This is a genomic window from Sphingopyxis sp. RIFCSPHIGHO2_12_FULL_65_19 (assembly GCF_001830555.1).
Lineage (GTDB): Bacteria > Pseudomonadota > Alphaproteobacteria > Sphingomonadales > Sphingomonadaceae > Sphingopyxis.
On sequence record NZ_MIAM01000042.1, the window covers coordinates 13,068 to 34,940 of the forward strand.

18 protein-coding genes and 1 tRNA gene are annotated in these 21,873 nt (G+C 63.8%); 10 read left to right on the forward strand and 9 right to left on the reverse strand.

Annotated features, from left to right (window positions below):
• Positions 1 to 16: 16 nt before the first annotated feature.
• Complete coding sequence (locus A3E77_RS12200; RefSeq protein WP_293646273.1) at positions 17 to 1,333, reverse strand: serine hydrolase; 1,317 nt, start codon at positions 1,331 to 1,333, stop codon at positions 17 to 19.
• A 10-nt stretch (positions 1,334 to 1,343) separates the two neighbouring features.
• On the reverse strand, positions 1,344 to 3,323 hold the full coding sequence (parE, locus tag A3E77_RS12205; RefSeq protein WP_293646275.1) for a DNA topoisomerase IV subunit B: 1,980 nt from the start codon (positions 3,321 to 3,323) through the stop codon (positions 1,344 to 1,346).
• Positions 3,324 to 3,480: 157 nt separating this feature from the next.
• On the opposite strand from parE, the gene A3E77_RS12210 reads away from it, so the two are divergent.
• Positions 3,481 to 4,314 (forward strand): outer membrane protein, encoded by an 834-nt coding sequence (locus tag A3E77_RS12210; RefSeq protein ID WP_293646277.1) that lies wholly within the window; start codon positions 3,481 to 3,483, stop codon positions 4,312 to 4,314.
• Between the two features lie 54 nt (positions 4,315 to 4,368).
• Here A3E77_RS12210 and A3E77_RS12215 read toward each other — a convergent pair whose 3' ends face one another.
• Together A3E77_RS12215 and A3E77_RS12220 are read right to left on the reverse strand one after the other, a co-directional pair.
• On the reverse strand, positions 4,369 to 4,797 hold the full coding sequence (locus A3E77_RS12215; RefSeq protein ID WP_366652638.1) for a PaaI family thioesterase: 429 nt from the start codon (positions 4,795 to 4,797) through the stop codon (positions 4,369 to 4,371).
• Positions 4,778 to 5,470, reverse strand: coding sequence for a GcrA family cell cycle regulator (locus A3E77_RS12220; RefSeq protein ID WP_293646281.1), 693 nt, complete (start codon positions 5,468 to 5,470; stop codon positions 4,778 to 4,780). Before A3E77_RS12220 ends, A3E77_RS12215 begins: the two co-directional genes overlap by 20 nt.
• Positions 5,471 to 5,593: 123 nt before the next feature.
• Between A3E77_RS12220 and A3E77_RS12225 the strand changes: the two genes are divergently transcribed.
• The gene (locus A3E77_RS12225) at positions 5,594 to 6,466 is read left to right on the forward strand and encodes an ABC transporter permease (protein WP_293646283.1); all 873 of its coding nucleotides are present in this window, start codon (positions 5,594 to 5,596) and stop codon (positions 6,464 to 6,466) included.
• Between the two features lie 10 nt (positions 6,467 to 6,476).
• Here the strand turns inward: A3E77_RS12225 and hspQ are convergent, their stop codons facing one another.
• Positions 6,477 to 6,851, reverse strand: coding sequence for a heat shock protein HspQ (gene hspQ, locus A3E77_RS12230; RefSeq protein WP_293646285.1), 375 nt, complete (start codon positions 6,849 to 6,851; stop codon positions 6,477 to 6,479).
• Positions 6,852 to 7,493: 642 nt separating this feature from the next.
• Here hspQ and A3E77_RS12235 point away from each other — a divergent pair.
• The gene (locus A3E77_RS12235) at positions 7,494 to 8,867 is read left to right on the forward strand and encodes a hypothetical protein (RefSeq protein WP_293646287.1); all 1,374 of its coding nucleotides are present in this window, start codon (positions 7,494 to 7,496) and stop codon (positions 8,865 to 8,867) included.
• Between the two features lie 121 nt (positions 8,868 to 8,988).
• On the opposite strand, the gene A3E77_RS12240 is transcribed toward A3E77_RS12235, so the two are convergent.
• Both A3E77_RS12240 and A3E77_RS12245 read right to left on the reverse strand, forming a co-directional pair.
• Positions 8,989 to 9,078 (reverse strand) — tRNA-Ser (locus A3E77_RS12240).
• Positions 9,079 to 9,202: 124 nt separating this feature from the next.
• Positions 9,203 to 12,445, reverse strand: coding sequence for an amidohydrolase family protein (locus tag A3E77_RS12245; protein WP_293646289.1), 3,243 nt, complete (start codon positions 12,443 to 12,445; stop codon positions 9,203 to 9,205).
• Positions 12,446 to 12,586: 141 nt separating this feature from the next.
• Between A3E77_RS12245 and A3E77_RS12250 the strand changes: the two genes are divergently transcribed.
• The 5 genes from A3E77_RS12250 (at position 12,587) to A3E77_RS12270 (ending at position 17,959) form a co-directional block, all read left to right on the forward strand.
• The gene (locus A3E77_RS12250) at positions 12,587 to 13,765 is read left to right on the forward strand and encodes a CaiB/BaiF CoA transferase family protein (RefSeq protein WP_293646291.1); all 1,179 of its coding nucleotides are present in this window, start codon (positions 12,587 to 12,589) and stop codon (positions 13,763 to 13,765) included.
• 74 nt (positions 13,766 to 13,839) lie between these two features.
• Positions 13,840 to 14,715, forward strand: coding sequence for a glutathione-dependent disulfide-bond oxidoreductase (gene yghU, locus A3E77_RS12255; RefSeq protein WP_293646293.1), 876 nt, complete (start codon positions 13,840 to 13,842; stop codon positions 14,713 to 14,715).
• A gap of 170 nt (positions 14,716 to 14,885) precedes the next feature.
• Positions 14,886 to 15,329 (forward strand): TadE/TadG family type IV pilus assembly protein, encoded by a 444-nt coding sequence (locus A3E77_RS12260; protein WP_293646295.1) that lies wholly within the window; start codon positions 14,886 to 14,888, stop codon positions 15,327 to 15,329.
• A gap of 2 nt (positions 15,330 to 15,331) precedes the next feature.
• Complete coding sequence (locus A3E77_RS12265) at positions 15,332 to 16,960, forward strand: TadG family pilus assembly protein (RefSeq protein WP_293646297.1); 1,629 nt, start codon at positions 15,332 to 15,334, stop codon at positions 16,958 to 16,960.
• A 99-nt stretch (positions 16,961 to 17,059) separates the two neighbouring features.
• Positions 17,060 to 17,959, forward strand: coding sequence for a PAS domain-containing protein (locus A3E77_RS12270; protein WP_293646299.1), 900 nt, complete (start codon positions 17,060 to 17,062; stop codon positions 17,957 to 17,959).
• Here A3E77_RS12270 and A3E77_RS12275 read toward each other — a convergent pair.
• On the reverse strand, positions 17,956 to 19,032 hold the full coding sequence (locus A3E77_RS12275) for an MBL fold metallo-hydrolase (protein WP_293646301.1): 1,077 nt from the start codon (positions 19,030 to 19,032) through the stop codon (positions 17,956 to 17,958). The genes A3E77_RS12270 and A3E77_RS12275 overlap by 4 nt on opposite strands.
• 159 nt (positions 19,033 to 19,191) lie before the next feature.
• Here A3E77_RS12275 and A3E77_RS12280 point away from each other — a divergent pair, with 159 nt between their 5' ends.
• The gene (locus tag A3E77_RS12280; RefSeq protein WP_293646303.1) at positions 19,192 to 20,385 is read left to right on the forward strand and encodes an acyl-CoA dehydrogenase family protein; all 1,194 of its coding nucleotides are present in this window, start codon (positions 19,192 to 19,194) and stop codon (positions 20,383 to 20,385) included.
• A 97-nt stretch (positions 20,386 to 20,482) separates the two neighbouring features.
• Positions 20,483 to 21,622, forward strand: coding sequence for an acyl-CoA dehydrogenase family protein (locus tag A3E77_RS12285; RefSeq protein ID WP_293646305.1), 1,140 nt, complete (start codon positions 20,483 to 20,485; stop codon positions 21,620 to 21,622).
• Positions 21,623 to 21,646: 24 nt separating this feature from the next.
• On the opposite strand, the gene A3E77_RS12290 is transcribed toward A3E77_RS12285, so the two are convergent.
• On the reverse strand, positions 21,647 to 21,873 hold a 227-nt coding region (locus A3E77_RS12290; protein WP_293646307.1), incomplete at its 5' end, for a hypothetical protein.

Consider the following 21,873-nt stretch of genomic DNA (forward strand, 5'->3'; position numbering starts at 1 on the left):
GGCGCTGACGGCCTGATCATTTCGCCGCGAGGGCGAGCAGGCGGCTGACGAGGCCGACCAGCTTGTCGGGTTCGACGTTCGCGTCGGGATTATTCCAGCTTGCCGTCACCACAAACCATTTTCCGTCGGCTTTTCGTTGACCGAGCAGGCTCATCGACAAGACGCCGTTTTCGGACCCACCCTTATAGCCCAGATAGGTCCAGTCGGCGGCGGCAACGGGGCCGACACCATTGTTGATCGCCATCGCGGCGAGCAGGGGCTTCGACTGCCGCGCCCGCAGGTCAACCATCAGCCGACCGATATCGTTGGGGCTCGCGAACCATTCGAGACTGTCGATGAAGCGCGGCCCCTTGGTGAAACTGACGCCATCGACATTGGCAAGCGTCAGGCGCTGCCGATTGCCCTCGATCAACCGGCGCTGCGCCGCGTCGTTGCCGCGCACGAAACGTTGCCGCAGGTCGATGAAATTATTGCCTTTCAGGGCAAAAGCCTCGACCGTTGTGAGCAGCGGTATGTTGCGTGACGGGTCGCTGTGCCCCGCGGCCCGCATTCGTGCCTCGATCGGTTCGCGGCCGATCAGGTGGACCAGCGTGTCGGTGGCGCCATTGTCGCTGACCGAAATCATCCAGTTCGCCAGTGTCTGAAGCGTCACCGGCGTATCGGCCGACCAGTTTGCAGTCGCCGCCGACGAAAAACTGAAATGCGACAATGGTACGACGTCTGACCAGCGCCGCTTGCCCGCGGCGACCTGCGCAGCCAGTTCGTCGAGGATGTAGAGCTTGATCGTCGAGCCGATGGCGAATTGCCGATTCGCATTCGCCGATGCGATCGACCGAATGGTTGCGCCGTCGAGTTCGGCAACGAGAAAGCCGGTTTGTCCGGCAAGTGCGGCCATTTCGGCCCCGATCATGTCAAAGCTGTCGCCTGCCACCGCGACGCCGGTGACGCGCAGACCCGTCACGCGTGCGTCAGCGGCGGCGCCGACGTCGAGCAGGACCGTGGCAATACCCCGCTCAAGACGCAACATAACTGTTCCCGAACGATCGCCGGTCGCCGAGGTGCGATCGATGGCGAGCGGCTTGCCATATTGCGCGATCAAGCTGGCGCGGAATGTGTCGAATTGCGGTTCAGGCACTGCCGCCTGAAAATAGGGATCAAAATAATCGTCATAGGCGATCTCGCCGGCGAACAGGTCAACAAGCTCTGCGGCGCGGCGCTCGAAAGCCTTCTGCGCTACCGGAGCGTCCACCGCTGGACTTTGCGCCATGATGGTCAGCGGAGACAACGCGGCGAATATCGCCGCGCCCAGAGCGCCCCATTTATATTGCCGCATGACTGCCTCCTCAGGCGTCGATCGCCGCCTCGTCCAGCGTCGCCGCATTCGCCTGTATGAACTGGAAACGATGCTCAGGATGCTTGCCCATCAGCCGGTCGACCAGATCCTTGACCTGATGCCGCTCTTCATATTCTTGCGGCAGCGTGACTCGCAGCATCGAGCGCGTCGCCGGGTCCATCGTCGTTTCTTTCAGCTGGTTGGGGTTCATTTCACCTAACCCTTTGAACCGTCCAACATCGACCTTCTTGCCCTTGAACAGCGTCGCTTCGAGCTCGGCACGATGTTCATCGTCGCGTGCATAGGCCGAAGTGCCGCCCGCCGTCAGGCGATAGAGCGGCGGCTGCGCCAGATAGACATGACCCTCGCGCACAATGTCGGGCATCTCCTGAAAGAAGAATGTCATCAGCAGCGTCGCGATATGCGCGCCGTCCACGTCGGCATCTGTCATGATCACGATCTTTTCGTACCGCAGCCGATCGGCGTCGCAGTCTTTGCGCATGCCGCAACCCAAGGCGAGCGCGAGGTCGGCGATTTCCTGATTGGCTCGGATCTTTTCTGTGCTGGCGCTTGCAACGTTCAGGATCTTACCGCGGATCGGCAGGATCGCCTGCGTCTTTCGATCGCGCGCCTGCTTGGCGCTACCACCCGCGCTGTCGCCTTCGACGATAAACAATTCTGTGCCTTCGGGGCCATCATTAGCACAGTCTGTGAGCTTGCCGGGGAGGCGAAGCTTGCGGCCGCTCGTCGCGGTCTTGCGCTTGACCTCGCGCTCGGCCTTGCGCTTGAGCCGCTCATCCATGCGGTCGAGGACGAGCCCGAGCAAAGCCCGGCCGCGGTCCATATTGTCCGACAGAAAATGGTCAAAATGATCGCGCACTGCATTTTCGGTAAAACGCGCGGCCTCCGGGCTCGACAATCGGTCTTTGGTCTGGCTCTGGAACTGGGGGTCGCGAATGAAGACCGACAGCATCATTTCGCCGCCGTTGAACACGTCTTCAGCGGTGATCTGGGCCGCCTTCTTCTGTCCGACCAGTTCGCCGAAGCCGCGTAATCCCTTGGTCAGCGCAGCGCGCAGCCCTGCTTCATGCGTCCCGCCTGCGGGGGTCGGAATGGTGTTGCAATACCAACTATATGATCCATCGGACCACAACGGCCAGGCGATCGCCCATTCGGCGCGGCCCTGATCGCCGGGGAAGTCCTGCCGTCCAACGAAGGGCTCGGCGGTCGCGCATTCGCGCGCACCGATCTGTTCTTTCAGATGGTCGGCCAGCCCCCCGGGAAACTGGAAAACCGCTTCGGCGGGCGTGTCGTCGCCGATCAGTTCGGGTGCGCATTTCCAGCGGATTTCGACGCCTGCAAAAAGATAAGCCTTCGATCGCGCCATGCGATAGAGGCGTTGCGGTTTGAAACGGCCATGCTCGCCGAAAATTTCCGGGTCGGGAATGAAGGAAACGCTGGTGCCGCGGCGGTTGGGGGTCGGGCCCAGCTCTTCGAGCCCGTCGAGCGGGGCGCCGCGGGAAAAACGCTGGCGGTAAAGAAGCTTGTTCCGCGCGACTTCGATAATCGTGTCTGTCGACAGGGCGTTGACGACGCTGATGCCGACGCCGTGCAGGCCGCCCGACGTGGCATAGGCCTTGCCCTCGAACTTGCCGCCAGAATGGAGCATGGTCATGATGACCTCGAGCGCCGACTTGCCGGGAAATTTGGGATGCGGGTCCACCGGCATACCGCGACCGTTGTCGACAACCGTGAGGCGGTTGCCGACATCGAGCGAAATCTCGATCCTGGTGGCGTGACCCGCCACCGCTTCGTCCATGCTGTTGTCGATCACTTCTGCGGCGAGGTGGTGCAGCGCGCGTTCGTCGGTGCCACCGATATACATGCCCGGGCGACGACGGACGGGTTCAAGACCCTCCAACACCTCGATCTGCGAAGCATTATAGCTGTCGGTGGCGGGGTTCGCGGCGTCGAACAAATCGTGACTCATGGCTCAGCTATAGGGGGGGGCGAAGGCGGCTGGCAAGGCGCTTTTCGGCCGTCGCGCGCGGCTCGGCTCGTCGCGTTTTCGTGGCAAGTGGGAACTTTGGGTTCTCTTGGGGGGTTGGGGTGCCGACTGCAAAGTCACTCAAAAATTGGAGTAAAAAATGAAAAATCTCTCTCTCCTGGCGGCGCTTGCGGCCACAGCGACGGCTATGCCCGCTCTGGCACAGGAAGGTCGCGACACCTCGCAGGACTTTAACGGACCTTACATCAGCATCGCCGGCGGCGGCACGCTCCAAGGCAGCGACCGCGGTGAAACGCTCGTCTTCGACACCAACCGCGATGGCACTTATGGCGACCAAGTGACGACGTCGGGCGGCGCCGATGCCTTTTCGCCGGGTTTTTGTAGCGGTGCCGCGACGGGCACGGCGAACCTCGGTTGCCGCAACGACAAGGACGGCCCCGAATATTTCGCCCGGCTCGGCTTCGACAAGCGTATGGGCAATTTCGTCCTCGGTGCGGTGATCGAGGGTGGGCGCAGCCATGCGCGCGACAGCGTCAGCGGCTTTTCGACCACGCCAGCGAGCTACACTATGAGCCGCGAAGCCGATTATCAGGCGGGTGCCCGTCTGCGGGCGGGCTATACGCCCGGCGGCGGCGCATTGTTCTATGTGACCGGAGGCGGCGCCTACGCGCGCCTCGACAACAAGTTCACCACGAGCAACACCGCCAACAGCTTTTCGGACAATGGCAAGACGAACGGCTGGGGCTATTCTGCGGGCGGCGGTGCCGAGGTCATGGTGACGAACAATATCTCGCTTGGCCTCGAGTATCTCTATACCGACCTCAAGGACAAGGATTATGTTGTCAACGTCGGCCCGGGAACGGCGCCGCCGACCAACCCGTTCTTGCTGAATGGCGGCGGGACGGACATTCAGCGCAGCAATCCGCATTTCCGCACGCATAGCGTACGCGGGTCGCTCAGCCTTCGCTTCTGACCGCTTAGGCGTGTACGCGGGAGGCGCTGGGTCGAAAGGCCCGGCGCCTTTCGCTCATCTGGCAGAAGGTGCCGCAAAAATTGCGAAATTCCCATTCGCGCTGCTGACGAGACGGCCGCCTTGATAGAGGCGCGCGTCAATATTGGCGACGCGCTTGCCGCGGTGCAGCACCTCGGCTTCGCATGTCAGGCGGCCTTCGCCGACGCGAACATGATAATTGAATTTGATCTCCAACGTGGCACACCATTGCTCGTCAGCGAGCAGGCTGGTGAGCGCGCCGCCCATCGTGGTATCGGCAAGCGAATAGGCGACACCGCCATGCGCCGCGCCTTGCGGGCTGAAATGGCGTTGGCGGTCGATGTCGATCGCCATCGTACATCGACCGTCGCCACGCTCGACCATTTGCAAGCCGAGCGCGCGTGCGAACTCGAACTCTTGCCCGAAGGGCTTCACCGGCCGCCCTTTATCGAACGCGCGGGCCACCGAACGGCGGGGGCGGGGGCGGGCGACGCGTGCCGCGCGGCAGCTGCGCCTGATAGGCGCGGCCGCAATGTGCGACGCAATAGGGAAAGCCCGGATTCACCGCTTCACCGCAAAAATGGAAATCGGGTTCACCCGGATGTCCCATCGGCCAGCGGCAGATGCGGTCGTTAAGGTCGAGAAGCGTTGTCTTGTCGGCGATCTCGGGGCTCGGCTTCGCGGGCACCAGTCGGCGCGGCGGTGCAGGCGGGATAGGGGCCTGCTGGTCGCCGGGCCCTTGGCGAATAAAGCCGCCGGGGCCGATCGAGACGATACGCGGGGTATCGGCCTTGGGCGGCGCGTCGCTCGGTGCCGCTTCCGCTTCGAGGGCGTTGACGACGGGTTTGGGCTCTGGCTTCAGTGCAGCCACAGGGCGCGGTGCAACGGGCGCGGCAGTACGCGGCGTCGCGACAGGAGCCGCGGGACGCGGCGCAGCGGGAGCCGCAGCCTTGGCCGGCTTGGCAATTTTTTCGGTCGCCTTCACGGGGGAGGGGCGCGATTTCAGGCCGAGCCGATGCGCCTTGCCGATCACGGCGTTGCGGCTGACGCCGCCAAGCTCGTCGGCGATCTGGCTGGCGGTCAGCCCTTTTTCCCACATGGTGCGCAGGCTTTCGATGCGCTCATCGGTCCATGACATGTTCAATTCCTTATCATTCCACGCCGCGGGCGGTTAGACGATCTGCTTGTCGATCCCTTCGGGACCGGCACCAGTCGCTGCCCAGCTTGCGGTAAGATCGGGGAGGCGATAGGCGAGAACGCCATGAACGACCAGCCCCAAATTTCGCGCCCCGACTCGAGCAATTTTGCCGACAGCCCGCCGTTTGCGGAACCCGGTGTGCCGCACATCCGGACCTTGAACGTGCCGGGCATGCAGGCCTTATATGTCAAGGAGGTGCGACGGTTTTTCAAGGTCCAGCTGCAAACAATCTGGGCGCCGGCGATTACCACGCTCTTGTTTCTCGTCATTTTCACGGTCGCGCTCGGCGGTGCGGGGCGTACCGTCATCGGCGTCCCCTTTGCCGATTTTATCGCGCCCGGCCTGATCATGATGGCGATGTTGCAGAACAGCTTTGCCAATTCGAGCTTTTCACTGCTCGTTGGCAAGATCCAGGGGACGATCGTCGATTATCTGATGCCTCCGCTGGCGGTCGGCGAATTGATCATCGCGTTGATCGGCGCGGCGGTTACGCGCGCGATCCTCGTCGGCGCGGCGCTATGGCTCGCGATGCTGCTGTGGCCCGGCGTTCATGTCGGCGCCCACCATCTTTGGGCAGTCGCGGTTTTCGGCGTGCTGGGTGCCATGATGCTGGCCTTTCTGGGGTTGATAACGTCGATCTGGGCCGAAAAGTTCGACCATGCGGCCGCAGTGACAAATTTTGTCGTCACCCCGCTCGCGCTGCTTTCGGGCACTTTTTACTCGGTCGATAAGCTCGCGCCCTGGTTCCAGACGATAGCGCACGGTAATCCCGTCTATTACGCGATCATGGGCTTTCGCTACGGCTTCATCAGCACCGTCGATTCGACGATTGCCAGCCCGGTGCTGACCGCTGCGCTGGTGCTGGTCGCGGTCAACATCGGTCTGGGGGTGATGACTTATCGGCTGCTCACGACGGGATGGAAGCTGAAGGCCTAAAGTCAGGGGCCTAGTGGCGATGGATTGCCCGGACGCGGTAACGCCCACGTTCCAGCCCGTCGAACATCGCGTCGATTTGCGGATGGTCGATCGGACCACCATCGCCATCGGCGACCAGATTTTGCTGGCTGACATAGGCAATGTAGGATGAATCGCCGTTTTCAGCGAGCAGGTGATAATAAGGCTGCTCTTTCGCCGGACGGATTTCCTCGGGGATTGCCTCATACCATTCGTCGCTGTTCGCAAAGACCGGGTCGATGTCGAACACGACACCGCGGAAATCGAACATGCGGTGGCGGACGATGTCGCCCGGCGCAAAGCGGGCGCGGCCAATCAGCGGTGCCGTGACAGTTGCGGAAAGTTCGGATGATGAGTCGGGCGTCATGCCTTCAATCTATGGCGGTTCACGAACGTTTCAAGTCCGTTACATCCAACCCGGCTGCGGTTAGCCGAATCAGGGTGTGACCGGCGCTAGAGATGCTCTCGCCGTTGGGGCTACGAAGCTGCTGAGGGCTTTGGTTTTCCGGGCGGGTTGGGGCCGCGGCGATCAGGGGGGATGTATGATGGTTGACCTATCACCCGGAGCGGCAGCCCGGTATCGGCAATTGTCGTGCGCGCGAGCGACATTCTACACATCGTATAACTAAGCCTTCCGATGCTGATACACGCCGCAGGAAAAGGCGGCGGGCCGTAGGGTCGCCCCCGCCCGGCGGTGGTGCTGGTAATCCCCTCCGATGCTGGGAGGAGCAAAAAACGCGAGAAACGGAAGCAATATAGGCCTTGCTCTGCCGCCGGTTCCCGATATCGCCTGCGCTATATGGAAAATCGCGGCGGAAAGATCGGACGGCGGGGAATGCTGGCAGCAGCCGGTTCCTGGGCCATATGGGATTCATCAAAGAAGCTTGGCGCTGCCGAACCAGCGCCGGCGCGTGCGGCCCCGGCGCTGGCGCATTCCGTCGCGGTCGAAGGTGGCGGCAGCGTCCAAGACCATATCAACCATCTCCGGTCGAGTGGGGGGGGGGCTTTGGTGGGGTTTTCCCATGCCGCCGACTATGGGGGAGCCAGCGTCGGTCGGCGGCTGGCGCAGGAAATATGGGTCACCGATGCGCCCTATAGTGCCGATCCGACGGGAAAAGCCGATGCGGCGGCCGCCATTCAGGCAGCGATCGATTTCGCCCATGCCAACGGCATTGCGACGGTCCGGCTGAACGGCCGGTTTCGCATCGACAAGACGCTTGTCGTGCCCAGCGGCCTCTCCCTCGAAGGGCAAGGGGCCTGCTATTGGTACAAGGACGGGACGGGCAACATCTTTGAAGGGACATGGCTGAGATATCGCGGACCCGCTGCCTTGCCCGCGATCCGCTATGGATCGGTCCAGACGTGCCGCCTTTCCCGGCTGGGGATAGATTGCAGCGGGGTAGCAGGCACGCGCGCCATCAGCATCGGTTCCACCAACAAACCGGCAACCAAGGGGCTGGTCTTTCAAGACCTTCTGATATTCGGCGCAGGAACCGCGGTGCAGTGGGGTGACCGCAGCAAGACACCGCTGGAGCAGTGCGATGAGATCAGCTTTCGCGATTGCACATTCCACAGCTGTGTCGACGGGTTTGTCATTGACGCGACGAATGCAGCCGATTTCTCGATCATCGAACGCGTCGGTTTCGACCAGTTGCAAGGCGTTGCGTTCAAGCTGCTGACGCCGGGCTTCATGCGAATAAGCCAATGCGCGGCGGGGCTTTTGTTCAGATCGTCAAAGATGTTCGAGATCAGCGGGGACAGCCCGGACCCGACGATCATCGAAGGATGCCAGAGCGAAGGGCCGGAGGGCAAGTTCCTGACCTATGCGACAACAAATGATCAGGGGTTGATCCACCTGCGCGGCAATGTCGTTAACCAGCCGATCGAGGTGCGCGGCGTGACGCGCATTTTGTCGACAGGCAATTATATCAATTCGACGATCGCGTTGAGCGGATACGCACGGTTCAACTCGGACTGCGATGTGTGGGCGGGCGCCTTGGAAACGGCGCAGGTGATGGTATCCGGCGGCGCACGGTTCCGCGGCGTGACCCAGCGTGACGCCAGCGGACAAAATGGGCGCTGGCTTCCCGTCGGCCTGAAGATCGATCGCGATCCGACCGCAGGAGGTTATGAATATAGCCTTTGCGTTCGCGCGGGAATCCTTGGCTTCCCCTTCGTTCGCGGCGCCGAATATGGCGCTGGCCAATATATCCTGCCAAGCGTCGACAATGGCTTTGCCTATAAATGTATTGGCGGCGGCGCCACATCTGCGGAGCCATCCTGGCCCAAAGCGATAGGGGCGACCGTTCGGTCCGGCACAGCAAGTTTCCGCTGCATTGGCGCTGGCGCGCTGATCAAGGGCGTGTCGCCGATTGAGGCATAGGCAAGACCAACGCCCCGGCCATGCCGCGCGGCGCCAGGATGGCTTGGTCAGTCGAGCTTGGGATCCGTGCTCCGGCCTCGGTCGAGAAGGCCGTATGTTTCCACCCGTTGGGGGAAGAAAATGGAGGAGAGTGAGGGATTCGAACCCTCGGTACCGTTGCCGGCACTTCGCATTTCGAGTGCGACGCTTTCGACCACTCAGCCAACTCTCCTCGCTGAGAGGAGACGCCCCTAGCGGCGGTCCGGACGTCTTGCAACCCTCTCGTCACAAAAAGCCGGTCCGCCGCAGATTTTGTCGCCCGGCCAGGGCGGGGTCAGAGCGCAGTCAGGGCCCGATCAGGATTTTTCGGCTTCCCACCAATAGGCCTGGCGCTGCCGATTGCCCGTCTCTGCCTCGTTCATCGTCAGCGGATCGTACAGCCGTCCGCCCAGCATCACGCGATGGATCTTTTCGGTATTGCGGATATTTTCGGTCGGATCGGCGTCGAGGATCAACAGGTCGGCGAGCTTGCCCGCCTCGAGCGAGCCGACGTCCTTGCCATAGCCCAGCGACGTCGCGGGCATGATCGTCGCGGCGCGCAGCGCGTCGATGTTGCTCCAGCCGCCGCGCACGAACGACCAGATTTCCCAATGCGCGCCAAGCCCCGCCTGCTGGCCGTGGGCGCCGATCGAAACCATGCGGCCCGCCGCGGCGATCTTGCCCGCCTCGCGCGCCGAATCATCATCGACATAATCGCCCTCCGGCGCGATCACCCGGCGCTTGTTGTTCGCGGCGAGCTCGGTCGGCGGGATATGTTTGGTCAGGATCGGATGTTCCCAGACATTGGTGTGCGCGCGCCAATAGGGATCGCCTGCGGGGCCGCCATAGGTGACGACCAGCGTCGGCGTGTAATCGACCTGCGTCTGGCCCCAAAGCTGCACCAGATCCTTGTAGAAGACATGCAGCGGGATGTTGTGTTCGACGGTGGAATTGCCGTCCTGGATCAGCGTCACGTCCTGTGTGAACAGCGAGCCGCCTTCGGGCACGACGGTCAAACCTTCGACCTGGGCCGCCTTGACGACCATCTGGCGCTGGTCGCGGCGCGGCTGGTTGTAGTTTTTCACGCTGTGCGCGCCCTGCGCCTTTAACCGGCGGACGTGGGCAAGCGCGTCGTCATAGCCGTTGATTTCGGCATAAACACCCGCCGCCTTGGCCCCATAGATGATCTCGCCAGTCGAAAAGATGCGCGGCGCGAGGATCAGCCCGGCGCGCTGCATTTCGGACGAGACAAAAATTTCGGACGCCCGCGACGACGGGTTGTGGCTCGTCGTCGTCCCCATCGCCAGATTGGCGATTTCGGACCAATTCTGCTGCGGCACCAGTTCATCGTCGCCGTGCGGTCCATGTGCGTGGGCATCGACGAAGCCGGGGACGATCGTCTTGCCGGTCGCATCGACCGTGATCGCGCCCGCGGGCACGGTGATCGCGCCCGCCGGCCCGACGGCGGTGATGCGGTCGCCGTCGATGACGATGGCGCCATTGTCGATGACGCCCCCGTCGCTGCCCGCCATCGTGACGATCTTGGCGCCGGTGATGACGACGACGCCCTTATGCTTTGCCGCGGCGTGCGTCATCGACAGCGACAGGCCATCGGTCGGCGGCGCGAATTTCGGCGCCTTTTCGTCGGCGGGCGCATTGGTGAAGAGGCTCGCAAGGTCGGCGCCGAACAGCGTCGCGCCGCGGCTCCAGTGCAGGCGGCGGCCGCCATCGGACCAGTGGATATATTCGGCGCCGCTGCCCGAAACGCGGGTGACGGGCAGCGCACCGCTTTTGGTGCCGAGCGCGACATCCTGCCCGCCGGGCATCAGCGGCGTGACATAAGCGTCGTAATTCTGCCGGAAGGCGAGGGTGCGGCCATCGGGGGAGATTTCATAGTCGCTGACCAGTTCGCCATTGGCGTGAACGCGCTTGTCCTGTCCATCGAGGTCGGTGCTGACCAGCTGGCTTTTCCCGTCGGCAGCGGTGACCATGAAGATGCGGTCGTTCGCTGATCCGAATTGCGGTTTGGCGCCATTATCGCTGATCCGCTGGGCCGTGCCACCGGTCGCCGATATGCTGTAGATGCCAGGATTTTCGCCCCAGCGTGCCGAACGAAGGCCGCCGCCAGCGCGCCGTTCAAATGCGATCGTCTTGCCATCGGGCGAGAAGCGGGGTTCGGCATAATGGCCGGGCACGTCGGTCACTTTGCGCGATGCGCCGCCACCGGCGCCAACGACATGGATTTCGCCAAGCCCGGCGTCGGTCCAGCGGACGAACGTGATGGCGCGGCCATCGCGCGACCAACTCGGCCACAGCTCAAAACCATCGGCCGCCGCCGTGGTGAGCCGCCGCGCGGCGCCGCCCGCGACAGGCTTGACCCACAGTTTGCCAAGCGTTTCAAATACCACCGAACGGCCGTCGGGCGACACTTCGGCCCAGCGCGGCATTTGCGTGGCAAAGCGGTCAGGTGCCACGTCGACGGCCGGATGCGTCGCATCGACGATCACGCGGTCGTCATTGATGGTGAAGGGGATGATCCGCGCTGTGCCGCCGGCCGCGCCGACGCGGCGCAGCTTGCCGCCGGCCCAGAAGATGATGTCATTGCTGTCGGGCGTCCAGCCCATGTTCGGATAGACGCCGGTGACCGCCCATGTTTCCTGAACATCCTGGTCGAGCGCGTCATAGACTTTTTTCTCGGCACCCGATGCGAGGTCTTTCACATAGAGTTTCGACTGCGTGCCTTCGCGGCGGACGAAGGCGAGCTTTTTGCCGTCGGGCGATGGCGAAGGTCGAACCGCGCCGCCCGCACCTGCGGCCACGGTGGTGATCGTTCCGTCGTTGAGGTCATAGCGTTCGATGTGGAACAGGTCGGTGTTGCTGTCCTGCGCATATTCAAAGATCGGACCGGGGGTGACGTTGCGCGTATAATAGACGGTCTTTCCATCGGGCGCGAAGGTCGGTTCGCCCAGTTCCTTTTGATGGCGTTCGTTCGGCTTTTTGACGAGCGGCACGCCCGCGCCGCCCGACACATGATACATCCAGACCTCGCCGGTGCCGAGCGAGCGGCCGGTCGTGAAATGTTTCTTCGCGACGATGAACTGGCCGTCGGGGCTCCAGCTGGGCTGGTTGAGCAGGCGGAAATCCTCTTTCGAGACTTGCCTCTTGTCGCTGCCATCCCGGTTCATCAGCCAGATATTGTCGCCGCCCGCACGGTCCGACACAAAGGCGATGCGCTTGCCGTCGGGTGAAAAGCGGGGCTGATGTTCAAAGGCGAGTCCTTCGGCGATCCGTGTCGGCGCGCCCCCCTCGATCGGCATGGTGTAGATGTCGCCGAGCAGGTCGAAGGCGATGGTGCGCCCATCGGGCGCGACATCGACGTTCATCCAGCTGCCCTCGTCCACCGAAAGCTGCACCTTGCGCGTCGCGAGGCCGGGCGGGGCGTTGACGTCCCATTTGTCGGGCTTTGCATCGGCAGCGGAAGCCGCGGGGGGCGCCGTCTGCGCCCAGACCGAGGTTGAACAAGCCAGTGTCGCCGCGAGGGCGAGAGCGATGCGCGCCATGAAATTATCCCCGTTTGAAATGATGTGCCGACCATATGGTCCGGGCGCCAACATGCAAGGGACAGGTTTCGACGAAGAACTGGCAGCGTCGACGAGCGGCTGCTAGCCCGGTGGAAAGAACAGCGTCGGGGAGAGCAAAGCGTGCCATTGACGGGTATCAGGGTATTGGATTTCGGCCGCTATATCGCGGGCCCCTATTGCGCGGCCTTGCTGGCCGATTATGGCGCGGACGTGATCCGGATCGAGGCGCCGGGCGGCAATGACGATCGTTATACGGTGCCGGTCGCCGCGGACGGATCGGGCGCCATGTTCATGCAGATGAACCGGGCAAAGCGATGCCTGACACTGAAACCCGGAAGCGCCGAGGGGCGCGAGATCGTCCGCCGGCTGGTCGAGACGGCGGACGTCGTAATCGCGAACCTGCCCCACGATGCCCTCGCGAAGTTGGGGCTCGACCATGACAGCCTGTCCGCGATCAACCCGCGCATCATCCTGGCGACCGCGTCGGCCTTTGGCAGCGAGGGGCCGCTGGCGAGCCGTGTCGGTTTCGATGCGGTGGGACAGGCGATGTCGGGCACGGTGCATCTGACGGGCACCGCCGACCAGCCTTATCGTGCGCAAGTGAATTATGTCGATTTCGGCACCGCGCTCCACTGTGCCTTCGGCGTCATGGTTGCGCTGCGCGAACGCGAGGCGACGGGGAAGGGCCAATGCGTATCGGGGTCGCTGCTCGGCACCGCACTCGCCATGTCGAACGCGCTGACGATCGATCATGCGCTGAACGGCATCGATCGCCAGCCGATCGGGAATCGCAGCTTCAGTTCCGGACCGACAGATGTGTTTCGCACCCGCGACGGATGGATCATCACCCAGATCGTGGGGGCGTCGATCTTTGCGCGCTGGGCCGAACTGGTCGGCCGGCCGGAGCTGGTCGACGACCCGCTCTACGCCAGCGACATCCTGCGCGGTGACAATGGCGAGGAATTGAGCGCGATCATGCAACGCTGGTGCATCGAACGGACGAGCGCCGCGGCGATCGCCGAACTGGCGGCCGCGCGCGTCCCTGCGGCGCCGGTGCTGCGCGCGGGCGAGGCGCTGGCGCAGCCGCAGGTTGCGGCAATGGGGCTGGTCGAGCCGGTCGATTATCCGGGCGCGCCAATCGCCATCCCGGTGATCCGCGCGCCGATCCGTCTTTCGCAGAGCGAGAAGGTCGACGCCGCGCGCGCGCCGCAGGTCGGCGAACACAGCGATGCGATCCTCGGCGAGCTGGGATATGACGCCCAGGCCATCGCGGCCTTGCGCGCAGCGAAGATTATTTGAGCCGGGGAGGGTGGACAAACCGCCGCGGTCACTTAAATTACCGATCAGTATAAAAATGAGCCGAGGAATTCCCGATGACCGACAACAGTGACTATGTGCCGCCCAAGATCTGGACGTGGGACCGGGAAAGCGGCGGGCGCTTTGCCAATATCAACCGCCCGATCGCCGGCCCGACGCACGACAAGGACCTGCCCATCGGCAAACACCCGCTCCAGCTTTATTCGCTCGGCACGCCGAACGGCGTGAAGGTGACGGTGATGCTCGAAGAATTGCTCGCCGCCGGTCACAGCGGGGCCGAATATGACGCCTGGCTGATCAAGATCGGTGACGGCGACCAGTTTTCGAGCGGCTTTGTCGACGCCAATCCGAACAGCAAGATTCCCGCGCTTGTCGATCGCAGCGGCGCGGAACCGATCCGCGTGTTCGAATCGGGCGCGATCCTGATCCATCTGGCCGAAAAATTCGGTGCCTTCCTTCCCACCGAGGCGGCGGCGCGCGCCGAAACGCTGTCCTGGCTGATGTGGCAGATGGGCAGCGCGCCGTTCCTTGGCGGCGGTTTCGGCCATTTCTATGCCTATGCGCCGTTCAAGCAGGAATATCCGATCAACCGCTATGCGATGGAGGTGAAGCGCCAACTCGACGTGCTCGACCGCCGCCTGGCGGACAGCGAATTTATCGCCGGCGCCGATTATACAATTGCGGATATGGCGATCTGGCCCTGGTATGGCGCGCTTGCCAAGGGGCTCGTTTATGATGCGGGCGAATTTTTGCAGGTCGACGATTACCGGCATGTCCAGCGTTGGACCGACCAGATCGCGGCGCGCCCGGCGGTGAAGCGCGGGCGCATGGTCAACCGCGTGATGGGCGATCCGGCCAGCCAGCTGCATGAACGGCACGACGCGTCGGACTTCGACCTCCGCACGCAGGACAAGCTGGAAGGCGCCGAATAATTCGCATCTTGTGCGCGGCACCCAGACCGCGACGGTAAGGGCTTCCTAACCATCGGGTTTTGGGCCGGGTGCCAAGCCGCGCGGCGGCGAGGTCAAATCCTGTAAAATATGCAAAAGCGGCGTCGGGCTCCCTCGACGCCGTTTTCATTCGCGGCGGCGATGCTTGCGGCATGACAGGTTCGATCCGACTTTTGCGCCATGCCCGCCAACTCGCCCTGACTGGTGCGACCCTGGCGCGCGGGGAGCGCGGCGCCGCCATCGTCGAAATGGCGCTGGTGCTGCCGTTGCTCCTCGCGTTGCTGATGGGCATCCTCACCTACGGCCAATATTTCATGCTCGCGCACAATGTGCAGCAGGCGGCGAACGATGGCGCGCGCGCGTCGATCATCGGCCTCGACGCCGCCGATCGGCGCGCGGTCGCCGGGCGCGCGGTGGCGCGAAGCCTGCAAGCCATCGATGGCGCGCACAGCATCGCCGTGTCCGAAACGGCCGAGGCGATCACCGTCGCGGTCGCCTTTACCGTGCCGCAGGACAGCTTTCTGCGGTCGGGCTTTGTCCCGTCGCCCAGCAACGTCATCCGCGCCGAGGCGACCTTTGAACTGCCGGTGGATTGACGATGGCGCCCACGACCTTTATTCGCGCGCTTGCCGACAGCCACCGGGCGAGCATCAGCATCACGACCGCCTTTGCAATGACGATGCTGATCGGTGCCGCGGCGTTCGCGGTCGATCTTGGCGCGCTGTATCTCGATCGCCGCAAGTTGCAGGGCATCGCCGATGCCGCAGCGATGGCGGCAGCCGGGCGGCCGGGGGAGGAGCAAGCGGCGGCGCAGCGCATCATCGCGGCAAATTGCGATTGCGGCATTCGCATCGCGGTGCTGACGCGCGGCACCTATACGGCCGACCCGGCCATCCAGGCGGAGCAACGTTTTGCCAGCGGCGGCACGTCGCCGAACGCGGTGCGCATCACATTGACCCGCGACCGGCCCCTGTTCTTCGGCAGTTTCCTGACCGGGCGGCCGGACAGCGTCATCCGCGCGACGGCGACCGGAGCGCGGCGGGGCTATGCCGCCTTTTCCCTGGGGTCGCGCGTCGCCGCCGTGAACGGAGGCCTGCCCAACGCGCTGCTGTCCGGCCTGACGGGCAGCCAGATCAGCCTGTCGCTGATGGATTATGAAGCGCTCGCGAGCGCCGATGTCGACCTGATGGCCTTTTCCGAGGCGCTGCGGACGGAGATCGACGCCGAGGTGCTGACGTTCGGGCAGACGCTCGATACGCAGGTCACGATGCCGCAGGTGGTGTCGGCGCTGGCCCGCGCATCGGACGGGCGCGCCGCAACCGCGCTTGAGCATATTGCCACGCGGGCGTTGCCGCGCAGCCTGTTGCCGTCGCGCGCGATCGACCTGGGGCCGCGCGCCAACAGCATTCGCGTCGATGCCGCCAATCCCGTTCGGGTCAATGCACTCAGCCTGCTTCGCGCGATGCTGTCGCTCGGCAATGCAAACCGCCAGGTCGACCTGTCGCTGGCGAGCAACCTGCCGGGCGGATCGGGTATCGATGTCGCGCTGATGATCGGCGAGCCGCCGGCCCATTCGCCGCTGATCGCGGTGACCGACACCCAGGATGTGATCGTCCGCACGGCACAGGTGCGGCTGAAACTCGATACGCGGATTGCCACGCCGATCGCCAGCGTCCATCTGCCGGTCCTGGCCGAACTGGGGTCGGCGTCGGCGCGGATCACCGATATCGACTGTCGGCCGGACAGCAGCGAAGCCGTGTCGCTCGGCGTCGTGACGTCGCCTGCGATGCTTGCCATCGGCACCGTCGACAGCGCAGATTTCCAGGATATGCAGCGTCCGCTGGACCCCAAGCGGGCGCGTGTGGTGAAATTGCCGCTCGTCACTGTCGATGCCGAAGCCGAACTGGTGCTGTCGGACCTGGCCGAAAAGCCGGTCGCCTTTTCGCGCCGTGCCATCGACGACGGCGAGGTCAAGACGGTGTCGAGCACCGGGTTGGTTGCAGGCGCAGCAAAATCGCTGTCGGACCGGATGGAGCTTCACGTCAATGTGCTCGGCCTCGGTCTCAATCTGAACGCGCTCACCACGGTCGTCGGCGAAACCGCCGCGCTCGCGGCGCCGGTGCTCGATGATGTGCTGGCGGATTTGACGGGCCTGCTGGGGGTGCATGTCGGTCAGGCCGACGCCCGGGTCAACGCACTGCGTTGCGGCAAGGCGCGGCTGGTGTGATCGGTTCATAACGGCGCCGCGCCGGACATGTCTTGCGGCCAATATGCCGCGCCGCAGGCCATAAGGATATTGTTGCACCGGGAAGCGGGGAGGACGGCCATGGCGGCGGCGCATGAACCACAGCGCGTTTCGGCGGCGGACTTTATCCGCGGTTTTGCCAATTGGCGGTTGCAGTCGGCGCGCAAGCCCGTTGTCGTGACCCATCATGGCAAGGATGCCCATGTCCTCATCTCGCTCGACGACTACCGGCGTCTCGACGGCGATGGCGCGGGCGGCGTCGCGTCGACCACGAACCTGTTGCAAAACTCGCTGGCCGGGCTGGTCGAATCCATCCGCGACGGCGTGATCCTGATCGACCGGGGGTGGCGGATCGCCGCGCTCAATCCCGCGGCGAGCGATATGGTCGGCGCGGCGGCCGCGGACCTGATCGGCGGGAATCTGGCGTCGGCCTTGCCGGGGCTCGACGGCAGCCTGTTGTCGCATCGGCTCAGCCGCCTGATCGATCATCGCGAACGCTTTTCGGGTGATATTCCGGGGCTGCTGCGGCCGCGGCAATGGCTGCGGGTCGACCTGGTGCCCGTGCCGACGGGCGGGGCAATCATCTTGCGGGATGTCAGCCACACGATGGAAGAATGCGCCATCGGCAACGCGCGGAACGCGCTGATCGCCGCGATCGAAGCGGACGGCGGCGTCGGGCATGCGCGGATCACGGTCCGCGAAACGGTCGAGGCCGCGAACGATGCGCTGACGATGATGATCGGGGTCGATGCGGCCGCTATCCGGCGCGTCCGCTTTTCAGCCTTGTTGGCGATCGGGCAGCGCCAAGCCTTTGTCGAGGCGCTGGAATCGGTGTTCCGTTCCGGCGCCCCCGTGCGCCTGGCGTCCGAAACGATCACGCGCGACGGTGCTGTCCTGCCGGTCATGCTGTCGATCGCCGAAATTCGCGGCCCTTACGCCAGCGATGGCGCGGTGGTGCTCGTGACGCGGCGTTCGGCCTAGAACCAGCTACCGCGTTCGATCGCGTCGCTGCCCGCGGGCAGCGAGAAATATTGCCCATCCTCGCCGACGATGATCGGGCCGTCGAACCGGTCGTCGGCCTCGCCAAGAAACGCCGCGTTCAGGTAGGGCGAGGGCATGGACGGCACGACATGGCTGAGGACCAGCATCCGGACCCCCGCGACCCGCGCGCTGTCGGCCGCCTGCGCCGGGCTGGCATGATAGTCGAGGATGTCGCGCATGATCTGCGCCGTCTGCTTTCGGCCCGCTTTGTCGAGATTTGCCACGAGCGTCCGCACCATCGCCGGGTTCAGCGCCTCGTGGATCAGCAGGTCGGCGCCCTTCGACGCCGACTCCAGCGACTTGGACGCAGCGGTGTCGCCGCTGACGACAAGGCTGCGCCCCTTGTAGTCGAAGCGATAGCCCACCGAAGGCTGCACCGGACGATGATCGACGGCAAAGGCGGTCACGCGCAGGCCGTCCGCGTCATAGACGATGGTCGGTGCGCCCGGCGTTGCAAAGGGCATGGCAACGGCTCCGGCGGCGGCTGGCGGCGTGATCGCTTCGCCATGGTGCGCGGTGCGATAGCCGTTATCGAGCGCATAAGCGGCATTGAACCCCGCGATGACATTTTCGACGCCCGTCGGGCCATAGACGGGCAGGGGCGCCGTGTTGCCGCTCGCGGTCCAGCGCAGCAGCATCATCGGTCCCATCCCGTCGATATGGTCGGAATGAAAATGGGTTAGGAACATCGCCTTGATGCGGCCGTTGGGCAGGCCCATCAGCGCGATGTTGCGCGCCGCGCCCTCGCCGGCATCGACGACGAACATCGCTTTGCCGGCAATAACCACGGTACAGGAAGCGGCGCGTTCGTGGCTGGGGAGGGGGGAGCCGGTACCGCACAGACCTGCGTGCAGGCCATCGGGCAAGTCGGCGAATGTATCGCGGCCGATATTGCGTTCGGCAGCGCGTTCAAACAGCCACATGCCAATCGGGCGCTGGAACAGCCATGCCGCGAGCGCCGCGGCGCCGATGATTGCCGCCGCCCACAGCGCGGCACGTCCTGCCTTGGTCATTGCTCTTCCCCCATCTTGGCCGCAGCCCCTGCGCGTGCTGGACAAGGCGCTTTCTTACGCGCAATCATGGCAGCGCGGAAAGTTGTCAATTGCAACTTGCCGTTTACGTAAAGGTGAGCGCCCAGTATAAGGGCGCCATTACCCGATGGGAGATTCGTCATGGACATGGAATTCAGCCCCGAAGATCTCGCCTTCCAGCAGGAGGTGCGCGACTTCATCGCCGAAAATTACCCCGCCGAACTGCGCGGAAAACAGGATGAGGGCGAGGAGCTGTCCAAGGAGGATTTCCTCGTCTGGCACAAGATACTCCACAAAAAGGGCTGGATCGCGCCCGCGTGGCCGGTTGAATATGGCGGCACCGGCTGGACGCCGACGCAGCGTTTCATCTGGTCTGAGGAAACCGCGCGCGCCGACTGTATCCGCCTGATGCCCTTTGGCCTCGCGATGGTGGGGCCCGTCATCTACACCTTTGGAACCCCGGAACAGAAAGCGCATTTCCTGCCGCGCATCCTGTCGGGAGAGGATTGGTGGTGCCAGGGCTATTCGGAACCGGGATCGGGTTCGGACCTTGCCTCGCTGCGCACGACGGCGGTCGCGGATGGCGACGATTATATCGTGAACGGCCAGAAGACCTGGACCACGCTGGCGCAACATGCCGACTGGGGTTTCTTCCTTGTCCGCACCGACAAGGACGCCAAGCAGCAGGAAGGCATTTCGTTCCTGCTGATCGACATGAAATCGCCCGGCATCACCGTGCGCCCGATTATCACGCTGGGCGGCGAGCATGAGGTGAATGAAGTGTGGCTGGAGGATGTTCGCGTCCCGCAGTCGCAGCGCGTTTATGAAGAGAATAAGGGCTGGACGTGCGCCAAATTCCTTCTAGCGCACGAACGCACCGGCATCGCCGGGGTGGCGGCGTCGAAGCGCGGGATCGAGAAGGTGAAGGCGATTGCGCGCACCGAACTCGACGGCGACAAGCCGCTTCTTGCCAATGCGTTTTTCAAGCGGAAGGTTGCCGATCTGGAGGTCGACCTGGCCGCGCTGGAGTTCACCGAACTTCGCAGCCTGGCCGGGCCGAACGCCGGACGTGGGCCGGGGCCGGAATCGAGCCTGCTCAAGATCAAGGGCAGCGAAATCCAGCAGCGGCTGACCGAACTGACGCTGGAAGCTGTCGGCCATTATGGCGCGCCCTATTTCCGCGGATTCGGAGAGGGCGACAACGAGCATCCGATCGGGCCCGATTACGCCCATCGCGCTGCGCCGACCTATTTCAACATGCGCAAGACGACGATCTATGGCGGGTCGAACGAGATCCAGCGCAACATCATCGCAAAAATGGTGCTCGGCCTCTGAAAATTGACGTCATTCCGGCGCGGGCCGGAATCTCAACATATCGAGGTTGAGACCCCGGCATTCACCGGGGTGACGGTGAAATTAGGGAATAATTACAATGGATTTCACCTACACCGAAACGCAGGACATGATCCGCGACACGCTCGCGCGTTTCCTGAGCGACACTTATGATTTTGAAACGCGCCAGAAATTCATCAATTCGGACAGCGGCCGCGATCCGGCGATCTGGACCGCGCTGGCGCAGGAACTGGGCATGCTGGGCGCACCCTTTGCCGAAGAGCATGGCGGTCTGGGCGGCGGCGCGCTGGAAAATGCGATCGTGATGGAGGAATTGGGCAAGGTCATCGGGATCGAACCCTATCTGCCGACCGTCGTGATTGCGGGCGGCGCGCTGAAAGCCGTCGGCGGGGCGCAGGCCGATGCGATGATTCCCGAAATCATCGCCGGCAATGCCATCGTCGCCTTCGCTTATGCCGAGCCGCAGGGCCGTTACGACCTGGCGAACCTGCGCACTACCGCGAAAAAGGATGGTGCGGGTTATGTGCTGAACGGCCACAAGGGCGTGGTTTATGCCGCACCGTGGGCGACGCACCTGCTGGTCACCGCGCGCACCGGCGGCAGCCAGCGCGACAAGGATGGCGTGTCGCTGTTCCTGATCGACGCGAACCTGCCGGGTGTCGTGCGCCGCGACTATCCCACCGTCGATGGCAGCCGCGCGTCGGAGATTTATTTCGAGAATGTCGCGATCCCCGGCGACGCCCTGCTGGGCGGTGAAGGCGGCGCCTTGCCGCTGATCGAACAGATCGTCGACGAAGCGACCGTCGCGGTGTGCGCCGAAGCGACCGGGGTGATGCAAAAGCTGCACGAAGGCACGCTGGAATATACGCAGCAGCGCAAACAGTTCGGCGTGCCGATCGCCAAGTTCCAGGTGTTGCAACACCGCATGGTCGACATGTTCATGGAGGTCGAACAAGCGCGCTCGATGACCATCATGGGGACGCTTAAGCTGGGCCTGCCCGCGGCCGAGCGCATGGCGGCGGTATCGGCGGTGAAGGCGAAAGTCGCGCGCGGCGCCAATTTCGTCGGGCAGAACGCGATCCAGACGCACGGCGGCATCGGCATCACGCAGGAACTGGCGATCGGCCATTATTTCAAGCGCGCGACGATGATCGAGAGCCAGTTCGGCAGCGCGGACCATCATATGGACCGCTATGAACGCATCGCACTCGCAGACTGAGCGGAAGGACGCATCGACGTCGTCTTAATAGGCGACGTCGATGGCGATCCGGAGCGTGCGCGGACGCAGCGGGGTCAGGAACCCCTCGTTACCCTCGACAAAGGGCGTGCCCAGCGAGAAGCGATTGCCGCGGGAATCGAACAGGTTGGTCAGCGTCAGCGACAGGCCGCGGCGCTCGTCGCCGACGCGCATCGCGACCCCGGTATCGACATAATCGCCCTGGCTTTCGCCCAGCACGGGCCCGATGCCGA

Coding starts and splice junctions, on each gene's coding strand:
- A3E77_RS12200 (WP_293646273.1), bottom strand. CDS start 1,333: ATGCGGCAATATAAATGGGGCGCTCTGGGCGCGGCGATATTCGCCGCG.
- parE (WP_293646275.1), bottom strand. CDS start 3,323: ATGAGTCACGATTTGTTCGACGCCGCGAACCCCGCCACCGACAGCTAT.
- A3E77_RS12210 (WP_293646277.1), top strand. CDS start 3,481: ATGAAAAATCTCTCTCTCCTGGCGGCGCTTGCGGCCACAGCGACGGCT.
- A3E77_RS12220 (WP_293646281.1), bottom strand. CDS start 5,470: ATGTCATGGACCGATGAGCGCATCGAAAGCCTGCGCACCATGTGGGAA.
- A3E77_RS12225 (WP_293646283.1), top strand. CDS start 5,594: ATGAACGACCAGCCCCAAATTTCGCGCCCCGACTCGAGCAATTTTGCC.
- hspQ (WP_293646285.1), bottom strand. CDS start 6,851: ATGACGCCCGACTCATCATCCGAACTTTCCGCAACTGTCACGGCACCG.
- A3E77_RS12245 (WP_293646289.1), bottom strand. CDS start 12,445: ATGGCGCGCATCGCTCTCGCCCTCGCGGCGACACTGGCTTGTTCAACC.
- yghU (WP_293646293.1), top strand. CDS start 13,840: ATGACCGACAACAGTGACTATGTGCCGCCCAAGATCTGGACGTGGGAC.
- A3E77_RS12260 (WP_293646295.1), top strand. CDS start 14,886: ATGACAGGTTCGATCCGACTTTTGCGCCATGCCCGCCAACTCGCCCTG.
- A3E77_RS12265 (WP_293646297.1), top strand. CDS start 15,332: ATGGCGCCCACGACCTTTATTCGCGCGCTTGCCGACAGCCACCGGGCG.
- A3E77_RS12270 (WP_293646299.1), top strand. CDS start 17,060: ATGGCGGCGGCGCATGAACCACAGCGCGTTTCGGCGGCGGACTTTATC.
- A3E77_RS12275 (WP_293646301.1), bottom strand. CDS start 19,032: ATGACCAAGGCAGGACGTGCCGCGCTGTGGGCGGCGGCAATCATCGGC.
- A3E77_RS12280 (WP_293646303.1), top strand. CDS start 19,192: ATGGACATGGAATTCAGCCCCGAAGATCTCGCCTTCCAGCAGGAGGTG.
- A3E77_RS12285 (WP_293646305.1), top strand. CDS start 20,483: ATGGATTTCACCTACACCGAAACGCAGGACATGATCCGCGACACGCTC.